General features: G+C 61.0%; 15 protein-coding genes. 13 read left to right on the forward strand and 2 right to left on the reverse strand.

Features of this window, described 5'->3' with window-relative positions; genetic code table 11:
• Window positions 1–18 precede the first annotated feature (18 nt).
• Together argE and F7R20_RS11620 are read left to right on the forward strand one after the other, a co-directional pair.
• Window positions 19–1,260, forward strand: coding sequence for an acetylornithine deacetylase (gene argE / locus F7R20_RS11615; protein ID WP_173667099.1), 1,242 nt, complete (start codon window positions 19–21; stop codon window positions 1,258–1,260).
• Window positions 1,257–2,576, forward strand: coding sequence for an MFS transporter (locus F7R20_RS11620; RefSeq protein WP_003201870.1), 1,320 nt, complete (start codon window positions 1,257–1,259; stop codon window positions 2,574–2,576). The genes argE and F7R20_RS11620 overlap by 4 nt, the downstream gene beginning before the upstream one ends.
• Window positions 2,577–2,596: 20 nt before the next feature.
• Here the strand turns inward: F7R20_RS11620 and F7R20_RS11625 are convergent, their stop codons facing one another.
• A complete protein-coding gene (locus F7R20_RS11625) occupies window positions 2,597–3,805 on the reverse strand; it encodes an MFS transporter (RefSeq protein WP_003201872.1) in 1,209 nt (402 codons plus the stop codon).
• Between the two features lie 152 nt (window positions 3,806–3,957).
• On the opposite strand from F7R20_RS11625, the gene F7R20_RS11630 reads away from it, so the two are divergent.
• A complete protein-coding gene (locus F7R20_RS11630) occupies window positions 3,958–4,839 on the forward strand; it encodes a LysR family transcriptional regulator (protein ID WP_003201875.1) in 882 nt (293 codons plus the stop codon).
• Window position 4,840: 1 nt separating this feature from the next.
• Here F7R20_RS11630 and F7R20_RS11635 read toward each other — a convergent pair whose 3' ends face one another.
• On the reverse strand, window positions 4,841–5,707 hold the full coding sequence (locus tag F7R20_RS11635; RefSeq protein ID WP_003201877.1) for a LysR family transcriptional regulator: 867 nt from the start codon (window positions 5,705–5,707) through the stop codon (window positions 4,841–4,843).
• Window positions 5,708–5,809: 102 nt separating this feature from the next.
• Between F7R20_RS11635 and F7R20_RS11640 the strand changes: the two genes are divergently transcribed.
• The 10 genes from F7R20_RS11640 (at window position 5,810) to F7R20_RS11685 (ending at window position 15,768) form a co-directional block, all read left to right on the forward strand.
• Window positions 5,810–6,931, forward strand: a complete 1,122-nt coding sequence (locus F7R20_RS11640; protein WP_003201879.1) for a muconate cycloisomerase family protein — start codon at window positions 5,810–5,812, stop codon at window positions 6,929–6,931.
• A gap of 29 nt (window positions 6,932–6,960) precedes the next feature.
• Window positions 6,961–7,251 carry a muconolactone Delta-isomerase gene (gene catC, locus F7R20_RS11645; protein ID WP_003201881.1) on the forward strand — a complete coding sequence of 97 codons (291 nt, stop codon included), beginning with the start codon at window positions 6,961–6,963 and terminating at the stop codon, window positions 7,249–7,251.
• Between the two features lie 61 nt (window positions 7,252–7,312).
• Window positions 7,313–8,218, forward strand: coding sequence for a catechol 1,2-dioxygenase (catA, locus tag F7R20_RS11650; RefSeq protein ID WP_003201882.1), 906 nt, complete (start codon window positions 7,313–7,315; stop codon window positions 8,216–8,218).
• 101 nt (window positions 8,219–8,319) lie between these two features.
• Window positions 8,320–9,288, forward strand: a complete 969-nt coding sequence (locus F7R20_RS11655) for an AraC family transcriptional regulator (RefSeq protein ID WP_003201884.1) — start codon at window positions 8,320–8,322, stop codon at window positions 9,286–9,288.
• 83 nt (window positions 9,289–9,371) lie between these two features.
• Window positions 9,372–10,748, forward strand: coding sequence for a Rieske 2Fe-2S domain-containing protein (locus F7R20_RS11660; protein WP_003201886.1), 1,377 nt, complete (start codon window positions 9,372–9,374; stop codon window positions 10,746–10,748).
• Window positions 10,745–11,233 (forward strand): benzoate 1,2-dioxygenase small subunit, encoded by a 489-nt coding sequence (benB, locus tag F7R20_RS11665; RefSeq protein ID WP_003201887.1) that lies wholly within the window; start codon window positions 10,745–10,747, stop codon window positions 11,231–11,233. Before F7R20_RS11660 ends, benB begins: the two co-directional genes overlap by 4 nt.
• A 10-nt stretch (window positions 11,234–11,243) precedes the next feature.
• The gene (gene benC, locus F7R20_RS11670) at window positions 11,244–12,266 is read left to right on the forward strand and encodes a benzoate 1,2-dioxygenase electron transfer component BenC (RefSeq protein ID WP_003201888.1); all 1,023 of its coding nucleotides are present in this window, start codon (window positions 11,244–11,246) and stop codon (window positions 12,264–12,266) included.
• Window positions 12,267–12,276: 10 nt separating this feature from the next.
• Window positions 12,277–13,038 carry a 1,6-dihydroxycyclohexa-2,4-diene-1-carboxylate dehydrogenase gene (locus tag F7R20_RS11675; RefSeq protein ID WP_003201890.1) on the forward strand — a complete coding sequence of 254 codons (762 nt, stop codon included), beginning with the start codon at window positions 12,277–12,279 and terminating at the stop codon, window positions 13,036–13,038.
• A 55-nt stretch (window positions 13,039–13,093) separates the two neighbouring features.
• On the forward strand, window positions 13,094–14,434 hold the full coding sequence (locus F7R20_RS11680; protein ID WP_003201893.1) for an MFS transporter: 1,341 nt from the start codon (window positions 13,094–13,096) through the stop codon (window positions 14,432–14,434).
• Between the two features lie 77 nt (window positions 14,435–14,511).
• Window positions 14,512–15,768 carry an OprD family porin gene (locus tag F7R20_RS11685; protein WP_003201895.1) on the forward strand — a complete coding sequence of 419 codons (1,257 nt, stop codon included), beginning with the start codon at window positions 14,512–14,514 and terminating at the stop codon, window positions 15,766–15,768.
• Window positions 15,769–15,770: the final 2 nt, after the last annotated feature.

The raw sequence follows: 15,770 nt of genomic DNA on the forward strand, positions 1-15,770 counted from the left end.
TGTTTGCTGGAGCATCCCATGACTCTTTCCTTGGCCTTTGCGCAGGGGGCGGCAGACGCGTGCTCGAATGACGGCCGCAGCGTGCTGGCACGCACGTTGGAAATCGCACGAACCTTGATCGGTTTTCCTTCGGTCAGCGACCGCTCCAATCTGGACCTCATCGAATGGGTGAGCGGTTACCTGCACGGCTTCGGGGTACAGGCCCGGATTCTGCCGGACGCCTCCGGGCGCAAGGCGAACCTGTTTGCCAGTCTCGGACCGCCGCGCCCCGGGGGCATCATCCTGTCCGGACATACTGACGTGGTGCCGGTAGCGGGCCAGGCCTGGGCGCAGGATCCGTTCAGCGCTCACCTGGATCAGGATCGGCTCTACGGTCGTGGCAGTTCGGACATGAAGGGGTTCATCGCCGTGGTGCTGGCAATGGTTCCCGAGCTGATGGCGTCTGCACGACAAAGCTTTCACCTGGCCTTGTCCTATGACGAAGAAGTGGGGGCGATGGGGGCGAAACATCTGGCCCCATTCATCTCCCAGGCACAGCTGGAACCCGCCGGTTGCATTGTCGGCGAGCCGACTTCAATGGCGTTGGTGATCGGCCACAAGGGGCGTCACGAAATCAATTGCTGCGTCCATGGCAAGGTGGCGCACTCATCGTTGCCGAGCGAGGGGGTCAACGCCATCGACTATGCCGCGCGGGTACAGATGCAGCTTCAGCAAGTGGCCAGGCGGCTTTCACAAGGGCCGCTGGATAGCGGGTTTGATGTCCCGTACACCACCGTCCAGGTCTGCCGGGTCAATGGCGGTGTCGCTGGCAATGTCATTCCTGGTCAATGCAGCTTTGACTTTGAGATTCGCTACCTGCCCGGCTGCGATGCCGAGCAACTGCTGGTGCAGATCAAGGACGACGCCAGGCAGGTCATGCACAGTGAGATGGATGATCGCGCCGCGGCGGCGTCCATCGAGTTTTCCCACACGCTGCACACCCCGGGGTTGGATGAGAAGGGCAACCAGGCGTTCGCGCAGTGGGTCCGCGAGGCTAGCTCAATGGCCCATGGCCAACAACGCGTGGCGTACAGCACCGAGGCCGGGCTGTTTCAGGCCGCAGGGATCCCCACGATCGTCTGCGGCCCAGGGAGCATCAAGCAAGCGCACAAGGTGAACGAGTATGTGGACCTGGCTCAGCTTGAGGCCTGTGAACAGTTCCTGCGCCGCCTGGCACGTTGTGAGCCATTGCCTCCATTTCCCGCTGGGGGTGCGCAATGAGCGCCACAGCCCAGGATAGCCAGGGGCGCAAACGCAGAAAACTGGTGCTCGCGGTGAGCGTGGGCGCCGCCCTGGAATGGTTCGACTTCACCCTGTTTGCGATCTTCGCCTTGCAGATCGCCGCGGCGTTCTTTCCGGCATCCGATCCATTGATGTCGTTGCTCGCGTCCTACCTGGCACTCGCCGTCGGCTTCGTGGCCCGGCCGTTGGGCGCGCTGCTGATGGGGCGCTATGCCGATCGCCAGGGGCGCAAGGCCGCGTTGACGCTGTCGATCATGCTGATGGGCGCCGGAACCCTGATCATTGCCGTATGCCCGACCTACGAGACCATCGGTTGGTGGGCACCGCTGAGCATTGTCGTCGCGCGCATATTGCAGGGGGTTGCAGCAGGAGGAGAGATCGGTGGTGCGCTGGCCTATCTTGTCGAGACAGCACCTGCGGACCGCCGCGCGTTATTTGCGTCCAGCCAACAGGTGGCGCAAGCCGGATCATTCCTGCTATGCGGTTTAAGTGCGAGTCTGTTGTCGAGCGCGCTGACGCCCGCCCAGTTGGATGAGTGGGGTTGGCGCGTGCCCTATGTCTTCGGACTGCTGGTCGTGGTGGCGGGCTTGAAAATTCGTCGCAGTCTCGAGGAAAGCGAGCCGCTGCGCCGCTTTCTCGATAATCAAGATAAGCACGCGCTGGCCGGGAAGGGGCCTAACCTTCGCCCCTATCTGCCCAACCTCGTGAGGGGGGTGCTGATCGTCGTTCTCTGGACGGTCGCGACACAATTGATCAACTTCATGCCGACCTATGCATCGATGGTGCTTGAACTCCCGCGCAACAAGGCCTACCTGGGGTTGGTGCTGGTCGGCCTCATCACGCTGCTGTGTCCGTTAACGGCACTGCTGTCGGACCGCATCGGGCGCTACACCGTGATGCTCATCGGTGCCGTGGGGGTCGCGCTCTGTGCCTACCCAGGGTTCGTATGGCTGAACAACAGTCCCAGTCTCCAGACGCTGATCAGCTTCCAATGTGGGCTGGCAGTGCTGATGGTGCTTTACACCGGGCCGGCTGCAGCAGCCCTGGCAGAGCTGTTTCCGGTGCAGGTCAGGGCCCTGGGTGTCTCGCTGGCCTACGCCTTATCGGTGACCCTCTTCGGCAGTGCCACGCCTGCGCTGATTACCCTGATCTACCGACAGAGCGGCGATGCCCTGGCGGCGGCCCACTGGCTGTTTGCGGCGGCCTGCCTGAGTGCGATACCGCTGGCCTGGGTAAGCCTGTCGAAATACCGGGCAAGCGCCACCCCGGCGTTGGCCGCCGAGCATGAGACTTGAGCGAAGATGACTCACGATCCTCATTGAATGCTCTGGGTAAACCCGCACTGCCTGGCAGACCACACCACCGCCAATGTCAGCAACAGGAGAATGACCAGGACCGGCGCAAACGCAACGACACCGAGGTGATCGAGCAGGACGCCCCCCACGATCCCACCCCCGGCAATGGCGACGTTCCAGGCCGTGACCAACATCGACTGGGCGAGATCCGCTGCCTCTGCGGCCGTCTTGGCGATCGCCGTCTGGAACAACGTCCCGGCCCCTCCAAAGGCGATTCCCCAGGCCGCTACCGCGATGTAGATCGCGGCAGGGCTGTCGCTCATGGCACCTAGCGTCAGTGCCGAGATGGCGAACAGCGCCGTGCTCGCAAGGGTCAATGCCCGTAGATGGCGATCGATCAGCACGCCGACGACCCAGATGCCCAGCAACGATGCGACCCCGAAGACCAGCAGAACCAGGTCGGTCCGCTCGCCCAGGCCCGCCGTCATCAGGAACGGCGCGATATAGGTAAAGAGAATGTTGTGCGCCAGGACAAAGGCCAACACCACGAACAACACCGAGCGAACGCCCGGCAGGGTGAAGACCTGACCCAGGGCAAGGCGTTTGCCGGTGGTTTGCCCGGGAAAGTCAGGCACCTTGAGTCGTACCCAGACCATCAAGGCGACGGCGAACAAGCTCATGATGGCGAAGCTCATCCGCCAACCGATCAAATTGCCGAGCAAGGTGCCGGCCGGTACGCCCAGGGATAACGCCAGGGGTGCACCAACCATGGCTATCGCAATCGCCCGACCTTTCTGGCTCTCGGGCACCATGCGGGCGGCATAACCGGCCAACAAGGCCCAGAGCAGCCCGGCCGATACGCCACCCAGCAAGCGGGCAACGATCGTCAAGCCATAGTGGGACGAAAGCGTCGTGACTGTATTGGCCACGGCAAAACCGGCAATGGCCAACAGCAAGAGCGGCCGGCGCCGCATGCCTTGGGTCGCGGCCGTCAAGGGAATGGCCGCCAGCAAGGAACCTATCGCGTAGACCGTGACCAACTGGCCGGCGAGGGCTTCGGAAATTGCCAGCCCTTCGCTGATCTGTGAGAGAAGGCCGGCGGGCAAGGCTTCGGTGAGAATGGTCACGAACGCCGCCAGCGCGAGGGCAAACAGTGACCCGATGGGGAGCGGCGCAGCGTCTTGAACGACCTCGGCCTCGGCGTCGATATGGGTATTGGCAATCGTCATGTGTCACCTGCTTGGAACGCTTCTGGCCCGCCGGATAGCGGCGTCAGTCGCAGATTGATAAGTGCCGACTACGGTAAGGGCCCCTTCTTTGCGAGACAAGAATGCTAGAGTGCGCAACACATCGGAAAAAATGTCCGTAATGGGAGCCTGGCGTGGAGTCACTGAGCGGGATTGATTTTTTTGTTCGCGCGGCCGAAACCCGCAGCTTTTCAGAGGCGGGCAGGGCGCTTGGCATTTCGTCTTCGGCGGTGGGCAAAAGCGTCGCCCGGCTCGAGGAACGGCTGGGTGTGCGGCTGTTTCATCGCAGCACGCGCAGTATCACGCTGACGGCGGAAGGGACGCTTTTCCTCGAGCGTTGCCGGCGTATTCTCTGCGAAGTCGAAGCGGCCGAACTGGAGTTGTCGGAAACCCGCAAAGCGCCGCGGGGCAAACTGCGGGTGAGTTTGCCACTGGTTGCAGACCTGGTCATGCCGACGCTGATGGCCTTCATGCGCCGCTACCCCAGTATCGAACTGGACCTGGATTTCTCCGACAGGCTGGTGGACATCATTGAGGAAGGTTTCGATGCCGTCATTCGGACTGGAGAACCGAACGACTCCCGGCTGATGTCCCGCCCGCTGGGCGCGTTCAAGCTCGTCGTGGTCGGTTCGCCCCGGTACCTCGCCGAACACGGCACGCCGCAGGTGCCGACGGATCTGCTGCGCCATGCCTGCCTGTTATACAAGTTTCCCAGCACTGGCAGGATGCAGGTCTGGCCGATAAACGGGGAAGGGCAGCCGGATCTCAACTTGCCGGCGACCCTGGTCTGCAACACCACCGAGGCGTTGCTGTACGTCGTGCGCGATGCATTGGGGATTGCCTGCGTGCCGGACTTCACTGTGCGCGATGCCATCGCCAGCGGTGAACTGGTCACCGTCCTCGACGACTTCAATCGGCATCAGAGCACCTTCCGCATGCTCTGGCCTTCAAGCAAGCACCTGGCGCCGAAACTGCGGGTGTTCATTGATTTCATGAGCAGTGAATTGTTCAAGTGACTCATCGCTTGGCGAGCAGCTCAAGGCACTGTTGCAACACTGGCGATACGTCCCCGGCGCGGTAGCTCACGACGATGGGTGAAGTGGCGCTGCTGTCCAGCAGCGGGGTGTAACCAATGTCATCGCGGTGCAGTCTTTGCACCGAGGCGGGTACCAGGGTGATACCGATGCCTGCTGCAACGAGGCCGATGGCGGTCTGCAGCTCGTTCACCGTTTGCACCACCCGGATCCGCAAGCCCTGTGCGGCGAAGATACCCAGGACGTGGTCGGCATAGCTCGGGCGCGGGGTGCCCGGGTAGAGGACAAAAGGTTCTGCTGCCAGTTGCTCCAGGGTGGCCGGTCCCGACAGCAGCGGGTGACCTGCCGGCAGGGCTGCGACCAACGGGTCCTGGCGCAGGATTTCCTGGGTGATAGTCGGATCATCGAACAGCATCCGGCCAAAACCAATGTCGATGCGGCCACTTTTCAGCGCTTCGAGCTGCTGCAGGGTGATGAGTTCCGAGAGCCCCAATTCCACATCGCCGAGGCTACGCAACTGACGGATCAACTCAGGCAAGGCGCCGTATAGCGTGGAAGGGGCAAAGCCAATACCCAGCCAGCGTTTCTGGCCTGCTGCGACGCGACGCGTGTCGTCGCCAATGCGCACGAGCTGTTCCAGCAATTGGCTGGAGTGCTCATGAAAGAACCGACCCGCTTCGGTCAACCTCAGCGGCCTGGAACGTTCAAGCAGCGCCACCCCCAGTTCATCCTCCAGTTGCTGGATCTGGCGACTCAGCGGTGGCTGGGCAATGTTCAACTGCTCAGCGGCACGAGTGAAATTCAGGGTTTGCGCCAGCACCCGGAAGTAACGCAAATGACGAAGCTCCACGATACCCCCAAGGTATAAAGCGAGACTTATTCAATATTGGACGGTGCGCTTGCTCAGCGTCAATCTTTGCCCAAGAACAAACACAACGCCGACGGAAAGATTATGACTGCTGTCACCATCGAACGCTTCGATACCCAAATTGTTGACCTACCCACGATCAGGCCACACAAATTGGCCATGCATACCATGCACGGCCAGACGCTGGTCATTCTGCGGATCCAGTCCAGTGACGGCATCATCGGCGTCGGCGAGGCCACGACCATCGGTGGCTTGGCGTACGCCGGGGAAAGCCCGGAAAGCATCAAGGTGAACCTCGACAAATGGTTCGCACCGCTGTTGATCGGGCAAGACGCGAGCAATCTCAACGCGGCCATGCAACGGGTCGACCGGAGCATTCGTGGCAACACGTTTGCGCGCTCAGCGGTGGAAACCGCGCTGCTCGACGCCCAAGGCAAGCGCCTGGGACTGCCGGTGGCGGAATTGCTCGGCGGGCGTCTACGCGACGGTGTGGAAGTGGCGTGGACGCTGGCCAGCGGCGACACCGGCCGAGACATCGAAGAGGCCGAACACATGCTCGATATACGTCGCCATCGGCACTTCAAACTGAAGATCGGTGCCGCAGAACCGGCTCGCGACATCGCCCATGTCGCGGCGATCAAGCGTGCCCTGGGTGACCGCGCCAGTGTGCGCGTCGACATCAACCAGGCATGGAGCGAAGCGCTGGCCATACGGGCCTGTCGACTGTTGGCCGATGCTGGCGTCGAGCTGATCGAACAACCCTTGTCCCGACACGACCGGCCGGGCATGGCCCGCCTCAGTGCCCACAGCCCGATCCCGCTGATGGCCGATGAGGCGATCGAGTCGGTCCAGGACAGCTTTGCCCTTGCGCAGATGGGCGCCGCTTCGATTTTCGCCCTGAAAATCGCCAAGACCGGTGGCCCCCGGGCGGTGTTGCGTACTGCTGCGATTGCCGAAGCCGCCGGTATCGGCCTGTACGGCGGTACGATGCTCGAAGGCAGCGTCGGCACGCTGGCGGCCGCTCATGCCTTCGCCACGCTGGACAAGCTGGAATGGCATACCGAGCTGTTCGGACCGCTGCTGTTGACCGAAGATATCCTGGTGGAACCGCCTGTCTATCGGGACTTTCAGCTCATGATCCCGCGCACGCCCGGTTTGGGCATCGAGCTGGATGAACAACGGCTTGCGCGTTTTGCGCGCCGCTGACCTGCCTTAGCCAAGAGGATACCCACGAGATGCTTTTCCACGTACGCATGACCGTCAGGCTCCCAGCCGATATGCCGGCTGAAACAGCCGCTCAGCTCAAGGCCGACGAGAAAGAACTTGCGCAGCGCCTGCAACACGAAGGCACCTGGCGTCATCTGTGGCGCCTGGTCGGGCTCTACGCCAACGTCAGTGTGTTTGATGTGCCGGATAACCAGGCGTTGCATGACACCTTGATGCAATTGCCGCTGTACCCCTACATGGAGATCGACGTGACACCGATGTGCCGACATCCATCTTCGATCCATGCCGACGACCGCTGAGTTCACCGATTCGCAGTACTGACATCGACAAGAACAAATAATACTGATGAGGGCAAAAGCCATGACCGTTCGTATCTCCCAAACCGCTGAAGTGCAGCAATTCCTCGAGAAAGCATCCGGTTTCGACCAGCCCACCGGGAGCCAGCGGATGAAGCAGGTGGTGCATCGTGTCTTGAACGACTCGATCAAGCTCATCGAGGACCTTCAGGTAACCCCCGAAGAGTTCTGGAAGGCTGTCAACTACCTGAACGACTTGGGCCGCCGCCAGGAGGCTGGCCTGGTCGTCGCGGGGCTGGGGCTCGAACATTACCTGGACATGCTGATGGACGCCGAAGATGAACAGGCCGGCCAGGTCGGCGGCACGCCACGGACCATCGAGGGCCCGCTGTATGTGGCCGGCGCGCCGCTGTCGGAGCACTTTGCCCGCCTCGATGACGGCCAGGACCCCGGCACGGTGTTGTTCATGACCGGCCAGGTACGCGACACCGATGGCGAGCCCCTGGTCAACGCGGTGGTCGATGTCTGGCACGCGAATACCGGCGGTACCTACTCATATTTCGACCCTTCGCAGTCCGAATTCAACTTGCGCCGGCGGATCCTGACGGACGCCGAAGGACGCTATCGTTTCCAGAGCATCGTGCCCTCGGGCTACGGCTGCCCGCCGGATGGTCCGACCCAGCAATTGCTTGACCAGCTGGGGCGTCATGGCCAGCGGCCTGCACACATTCATTTCTTCATTTCGGCGCCTGGACATCGTCACCTGACGACGCAAATCAACCTGGCAGGGGACCGATACCTGCACGATGATTTTGCTTATGCAACCCGCGACGAATTGATCGCCGAGATTCGCTTCAGCGACGATGCCAATGGCCAGCGGGCGGATATCGAGTTCGATTTTGTCCTTCAACCAACCGCTGCGCCCAAAGACGAAAGCCGTCCCGAGCGAGTGCGAGCGCTGGAGGTGTGATTCACCGTTACGCCTGACACCCAAGCCCCCGCAGCGATTGCTGACGGGGGCTTTGTGGCTTCAGCCTGGTCTTGAGCGAACAACAAAAAAGAGGCGCCAACATGACCGTGTTATTGAGTGAGCGCAGCCAGATTTTCGACCGTGCAGATGCCTATGCCGTGTCGGATTACGTTAACCAGCACGTGGGCAGTCACTGCATTCGCCTACCGCCGCGGGGCCGCCCCGAGGCGAGCATCAGCCATCGTACGTTCTCGAGCCTGGACTTGTGTCGTATCAGTTATGGCGCGCCGGTGCGGGTCACCTCGACGGCGCTGGAGACGATCTATCACCTGCAAATCCTGCTTCATGGGCATTGCCGATCCGCTGCCCGAGGCAAAGAGCAGGTTTTGCGGGCCGGTGAGATTCTGCTGATCAACCCGGATGACCCGGTCGACCTGACGTATTCGGCCGACTGCGAAAAATTCATCGTCAAAGTTCCCGTCAGGCTGTTGGAAAACGCCTGCCTGGAGCAGCACTGGACGCTTCCGCAGCAAGGGATCCGGTTCGTGCCCGAGCACCACGAGCTCAAAGAGATGAGTGGTTTTGTGCAACTGCTGGGGTTGATCTGCCATGAGGCCGAGAACGCGGCGCAAGGTGAGGTCCAGTGCCTGTACGAGCGGATAGTCGCCAACAAGTTGCTGGCGTTGCTGGCAAACAATGTATTGAGAGTCGCACCGCGACCTGAAGAGGGTGCGGGCTTCGACCGCGTGCGGCAGTTCATCGAGGAGCACCTGACCGAAGACATCAGTCTCGAACAGTTGATGGCGGTTGCCCGGGTCAGCGAGCGCTCGCTGTATACGCTGTTCGAGCGCCAGGTCGGCCTTTCGCCCAGGGACTACATGCGCCAACGCAAGCTGGAGCGGGTGCATGCCGAACTGCAAACCGCGACAGCGCGCAGCGTTACCGAAGTCGCGCTGGATCACGGTTTTCTGCATCTGGGCCGCTTCTCCGAGGTCTACCGCAAGCGCTTTGGCGAGCTGCCTTCGCAGACTTGCCGGCGCCAGCGTGAACGGGCCGCGCCAGGCGGATAGCGATTTGCAGTACGTGGATATTGACGCCGCAAGTGAACACGTAGGGTGAGGGGGCCTGATACAAGAACAACCGAGGGTACCCCATGATCAGCACGCTCGACAGACTCGCCCGTCAACTCAGCGAATCCGTTCAGGAAGATCCCACTACCGGGGTCTTCCGCTGCCGCCGCGACATCTTCACCGACGCCGAACTGTTCGCCCTGGAGATGAAGCATATTTTTGAAAGTGGTTGGGTCTACCTGGCGCATGAAAGCCAGGTGCCGGACATCAACGACTACTTCACCACCTACATTGGCCGTCAGCCCGTCGTTATCACCCGCGACAAACAAGGGTCGCTGCACGGCTTGGTCAATGCCTGCGCTCACCGGGGCGCCATGCTATGCCGACGCAAGCAGGGCAACAAAGGCTCATTCACGTGCCCGTTCCACGGCTGGACCTTCAGCAATGCCGGCAAGCTGCTTAAAGTCAAAGACGCCAAGACCGGCGCCTACCCAGACACTTTCGACTGCGACGGCTCCCACGACCTCAAGCGCCTGGGCCGTTTCGAGAATTATCGCGGTTTCTTGTTTGGCAGCCTCAGCGAAGCCGTCCCGGAATTGAGTGATTACCTGGGCGAAACCCGGGTCATCATCGACCAGATGGTCGACCAGGCGCCTGAAGGGCTGGAAGTGCTGCGCGGCAGTTCGTCCTACACCTACGACGGTAACTGGAAACTGCAGATCGAGAACGGTGCCGACGGCTATCACGTCAGCTCAGTGCACTGGAATTACTCGGCAACCATGGGCCGCCGCAATTATGAAGCCGAAGGCACCCGCACCGTGGATGCCAATGGCTGGTCGAAGAGCCTGGGCGGCGTCTATGCCTTCGAACATGGGCACATCCTGCTGTGGACCCGCCTGCTCAATCCCGAAGTGCGTCCGGTGCATGCGCACCGTGAGGCCCTCGCCGAGCGCCTGGGCCAGGAGCGTGCCGATTTCATCGTCGACCAGACCCGCAACCTCTGCCTGTACCCCAACGTTTACCTGATGGACCAGTTCTCCACGCAGATCCGCGTGGTACGGCCCCTCGCGGTCGACAAGACCGAAGTGACGATCTACTGCATGGCGCCCAAGGGTGAAAGTGCCCGGGAGCGCACGACCCGCATTCGCCAGTACGAGGATTTTTTCAACGTCAGTGGCATGGGTACGCCGGACGACCTGGAAGAGTTCCGTGCCTGCCAGACCGGTTATCAGGGGGCGATAAGTTTGTGGAATGACCTGAGCCGCGGCGCAAAGCAGTGGATCGAGGGGGCTGACGAAAATGCACGCGCCATGGGCATGAACCCGCAGCTCAGCGGGGTGAAAACCGAGGACGAGGGGTTGTTCGTCCGTCAGCACGCCCACTGGGCCGCCAGCCTGCAACGAGCGATTGAGTTGGAGCGACAAGGCCTGATTGCCACCGACAAGGAGGTGCGCTCGTGAGCATTTCCCGTGACAGCCTGCTGGCTTTTCTCTACCGCGAAGCACGCCTGCTGGATGATCGCCAGTGGGACGAGTGGCTGGAGTGCTACTCGCCCAAGGTCGAGTTCTGGATGCCGGCGTGGGATGACCACGACACGCTGACGCAGGACCCGCAGAGTGAGATTTCGCTGGTGTATTACCCCAGCCGCGACGGCCTGGAAGACCGAGTTTTCCGCATCAAGACCGAACGCTCCAGTGCCAGCACGCCAGAGCCGCGAACCGTGCATTTGATCACCAACCTCGAGGTACTGGCTGAAGACGCCGGGCACGTGGAGCTGCGTTTCAACTGGCAAACCCTCAGCCATCGCTACAAGACCACGGATACGTATTTCGGCACGTCTTTCTATCGCCTGGACATCAGCGCTGAACAGCCGCTGATCACGCGCAAGAAAGTGGTGCTGAAAAACGACTACATCCATCAGGTCATCGACATCTATCACATCTGAGGACAGCGCCATGACGTACTCCATAGCCCTCAATTTTGAAGACGGGGTGACCCGTTTCATCGACTGCAAAGTGGGTGAGAAGGTGCTGGATGCCGCCTTTCGCCAACGTATCAACCTGCCCATGGATTGCTCGGACGGTGTCTGCGGCACCTGCAAATGCCGCTGCGAGACCGGCGCCTATGATCTGGGCGACGAGTACATCGACGATGCGCTGACGGAGGACGAAGCACAGGAACGGCAAGTCCTGACCTGCCAGATGGTGCCGCAATCCAACTGCGTCATCGCCGTGCCGGTGCCTTCCAGCGCCTGCAAGACCGGCACCACCCGGTTCGCTGCCAGCGTCACCGGCATTACTCGGCATGCCGATGCGGCGTTGGAAATCAGTTTCGAACTGGACCAGGCGCCGATTTTCCTGCCAGGCCAGTACGTCAACATCGAGGTGCCGGGCAGCGGCCAGACGCGCTCGTACTCATTCAGCAGCCGCCCAGGCGAAAAGCACGCCAGTTTTCTGATCAAGCATGTCCCCGGCGGCCTGATGAGCGGTTGGCTGGAACGCGCTCAGGAAGCCGAGAACGTCGCCATGACCGGGCCATTGGGCAGTTTCTATCTGCGTGAAGTGACCCGGCAGCTGTTGTTCCTGGCTGGCGGCACCGGGCTTGCGCCGTTCTTGTCGATGCTCGAGGTGCTCGCCGAACGCGCAGAAACCCAGCCGGTGTCGCTGATCTACGGTGTGACTCGCGATCAGGACCTGGTGATGGTCGAGGCCCTGGAAGCCTTCGCCGCGCGCCTGCCGAACTTCAGTTTCGTGACCTGCGTGGCGGACCCCGGAACCGCTCATCCTCGCCAAGGCTATGTCACCCAGCACATGGCGCCAGCCGTGCTCAACAACGGTGATGTCGACGTGTACCTCTGCGGGCCACCGCCGATGGTTGATGCCGTACGCCGGCATTTCAAGGAACAAGGTGTCACCCCGGCCAGCTTCCACTACGAGAAGTTCACGCCCAACGCAATCGTCACCGGCGACGCCGCCTGAGGACACTGAAATGAACCCACGTTTCAACGAAAAGGTCGTGCTGGTCACCGGCGCGGCCCAGGGAATCGGTCGGCGTGTCGCCGAGCGAGTGCTGGAGGAGGGCGCGTTGCTCGTTGCCGTCGACCGCTCTGAACTGGTCCACGAACTGCAGCATGAACATGCGCTGACCTTGACGGCTGACCTGGAGCAGTACGCGGAGTGCTCGCAGGTAATGGCCGCGACCAAGGCGCGTTTCGGGCGTATCGACATCCTGATCAACAACGTTGGCGGGACGATCTGGGCCAAACCGTTCGAGCACTACGCCGAACATGAAATCGAAGCCGAAGTACGCCGTTCCTTGTTCCCGACGCTGTGGTGCTGCCACAGCGTATTGCCCTACATGCTCGAACAGGGTAACGGCGCGATCGTCAACGTTTCATCGATTGCCACGCGCAGCATCAATCGCGTTCCGTACGGCGCGGCCAAAGGCGGCGTCAATGCGCTGACTGCCTGTCTGGCACTGGAAACCGCCGGCAGCGGCATCCGGGTCAACGCCACGGCCCCCGGCGGCACCGAAGCACCGGCGCGCCGCATTCCTCGCAACAGTCAGCCGCAAAGCGAGCAGGAGCGGGTCTGGTACCAGCAAATCGTCGATCAGACCATCGACAGCAGCCCGATGAAACGCTACGGGACCCTCGATGAGCAAGTCGGCGCCATTCTGTTCCTGGCATCGGATGAGGCTTCCTACATCACCGGCGTGACCTTGCCGGTAGGGGGCGGCGACCTGGGCTGACGCTGCGGCAGTACATACGGTTCTCACACACAACAAAAATAATGAGAGTAAAGCCATGCGGACCATCGACGTACATTCGATCATCGACAACGCCCGTTTCGGGCGCTTCCATTGGCTGGTCATGGGCTTATGCGCCTTGCTGTTGATCTTTGACGGCTATGACCTGTTCATCTACGGCGTGGTCTTGCCGGCGATCATGAAGGAGTGGGGGCTGACGCCTCTACAGGCCGGCGCGCTGGGCAGCTATGCACTGTTTGGCATGATGTTCGGTGCCTTGGCATTCGGCAGTCTGGCCGACAAGATCGGCCGCAAGAAAGGCATCGCCATCTGCTTCGCGCTGTTCAGCACGGCGACGGTGATCAATGGTTTCGCCAGCACGCCCGGCGAGTTCGGCGTGTGCCGTTTCATCGCCGGGCTTGGATGTGGCGGGCTGATGCCCAACGCGGTCGCGCTGATGAACGAGTACGCGCCGAAAAAAATGCGCAGCACCTTGGTTGCGTTGATGTTCAGCGGCTATTCCCTCGGCGGCATGCTGTCGGCCGGTGTCGGTATCTTCATGCTGCCGCGTTTTGGTTGGTCGTCGATGTTCTTCGTCGCGACCCTGCCATTGTTGCTTCTGCCGTTGATTCTTCACTACCTCCCGGAGTCCATTGGCTTTCTCATCCGCCAGGGCCGCACCGAACAGGCCCGTACGCTGCTTGAGCGCCTGGCGCCAGGGAATGAAATCGGCGTCGAAGACACGCTTCAACTAAATGAAACCAAGGGCAAGGGCACATCCGTACTGGAGCTGTTCAGGAATGGCCTCGGTGTAAGAACGGTGGCGATCTGGGTAGCGTTTTTCTGTTGCCTGCTGATGGTCTACGCATTGAGCTCGTGGTTGCCCAAGCTGATGGCCAACTCCGGCTACAGCCTGGGTTCAAGCCTGACGTTCTTGCTGGCCCTGAATTTTGGCGGCATGGCAGGCGCGATTCTGGGAGGTTGGCTTGGGGATCGGCTGAATCTGGTGAAGGTCATGATCGGGTTCTTTCTTGCTGCCGCACTCTCCATCAGCTTGCTGGGTATCAATAGCCCGATGCCGGTGCTGTACCTGCTCATCTTCATCGCCGGCGCTACCACTATCGGCACGCAAATCCTGTTGTACGCCGGTGCCGCACAGCTTTATGGCTTGCACATTCGCTCCACGGGCCTGGGGTGGGCCTCCGGAATCGGTCGCAACGGCGCAATCGTCGGCCCGCTCTTGGGCGGCGCACTGATGGGGATCGAATTGCCCCTGCAACTGAACTTCATGGCCTTTGCCATTCCGGGCGCTATTGCGGCGCTGGCAATGACCGCCTTCGCCCTGAACGAACGTCGCGCCCTGCCTGCTGCGCTTGAAGCGCCCTCGGTAAAAGCCTGACACCGAGCGTAATAGCCCGCACGACATGACGGCGGGCCCATGAGCTGTCGATAAATAACAATAATTAAGAGCACAACATGAATCAGCAGACCATACCGCGTTTCTGGCTTTCACTCCTGGGCGTGCCACTCGTCGCGTCGGCGGCGGACCAGGGCTTGCTCGAAGGTTCCACCGCCACCTTGCAAGCTCGCAACTATTACTTCAGCCGGGACTATTCCGACATCGTCGGCGCAAATCGGCAATCCAAGGCCGAGGAGTGGGGGCAGGGTTTCATCCTGACGTTCAAATCCGGCTACACACAGGGGCCTGTGGGGTTCGGCATCGATGCGCTAGGAACGCTGGGCCTCAAGCTCGACAGCAGCCCTGACCGGGTCAATACCGGGTTGTTGCCGATCACGGACGATGGCCGTGCGGCTGACGATTACAGCCGTCTGGGCCTGACGTTCAAAGCCAAAGTCTCTAAAACCGAACTGAAGGTCGGGGAGCTGCAACCGAATCTTCCGGTACTCGCCTTCAGCGACATACGTCTGCTGCCCCCGAGTTATCAGGGGGTGAGCATCAGCTCCAGCGAGATCAGTGGCCTGACGGTGCAAGCAGGTCACTTGACGACGACCAGCCTGCGCAACGAAGCCGGCGACGAAAAAATGATCGCCATGCTAGGCCATGTGCCTAAACGCCAGGCTGAAAGCGATGCTTTCAACTACCTCGGCGGCGACTACAGCTTCAACAGCAATCGCACCAGCGTCAGCCTCTGGCACGGCCAGTTGAAAGACATCTATGCCCAGGACTTCATTGGTTTCAAGCACAGCCAGCCCATGGGCGACTGGGTTCTGGGCGCCAATCTCGGTTATTACGATGCCAGCGAGGACGGCAGTGAAATGCTGGGGAAAATCGATAACCAGGCGTTCTTTTCGTTGCTGTCTGCAAAGCGTGATGGCCACACCTTTTATGTCGGTTACCAGGCGATGTATGGCGACAGTGCGTTCCCCAGGGTTTTCGCCAACGTCACGCCTCTGGGTAACGAGGTGCCAACTTATGAGTTCGCCTATACCGATGAGCGTTCCTGGCAGGCTCGTTACGACTATGACTTCGCTGCAATGGGGGTGCCTGGCCTCACGACGACGGTGCGCTACATCACCGGCGACAACGTGAACACCGGCGCGGGTTTTGAGGGCAAGGATCGCGAGCGCGATCTGGATATCGGCTACGCGTTCCAGAACGGTTTTCTAAGCGGCCTGGGGGTACGCGTGCGCAACGTCATGGCGCGTTCCAACTACCGCAGCGACATCGACGAGAACCGGTTGATCCTCAGTTACACCTGGAAGCTGCTCTGACC

The organism is Pseudomonas brassicacearum subsp. brassicacearum (assembly GCF_008801605.1).
GTDB lineage: Bacteria > Pseudomonadota > Gammaproteobacteria > Pseudomonadales > Pseudomonadaceae > Aquipseudomonas > Aquipseudomonas brassicacearum.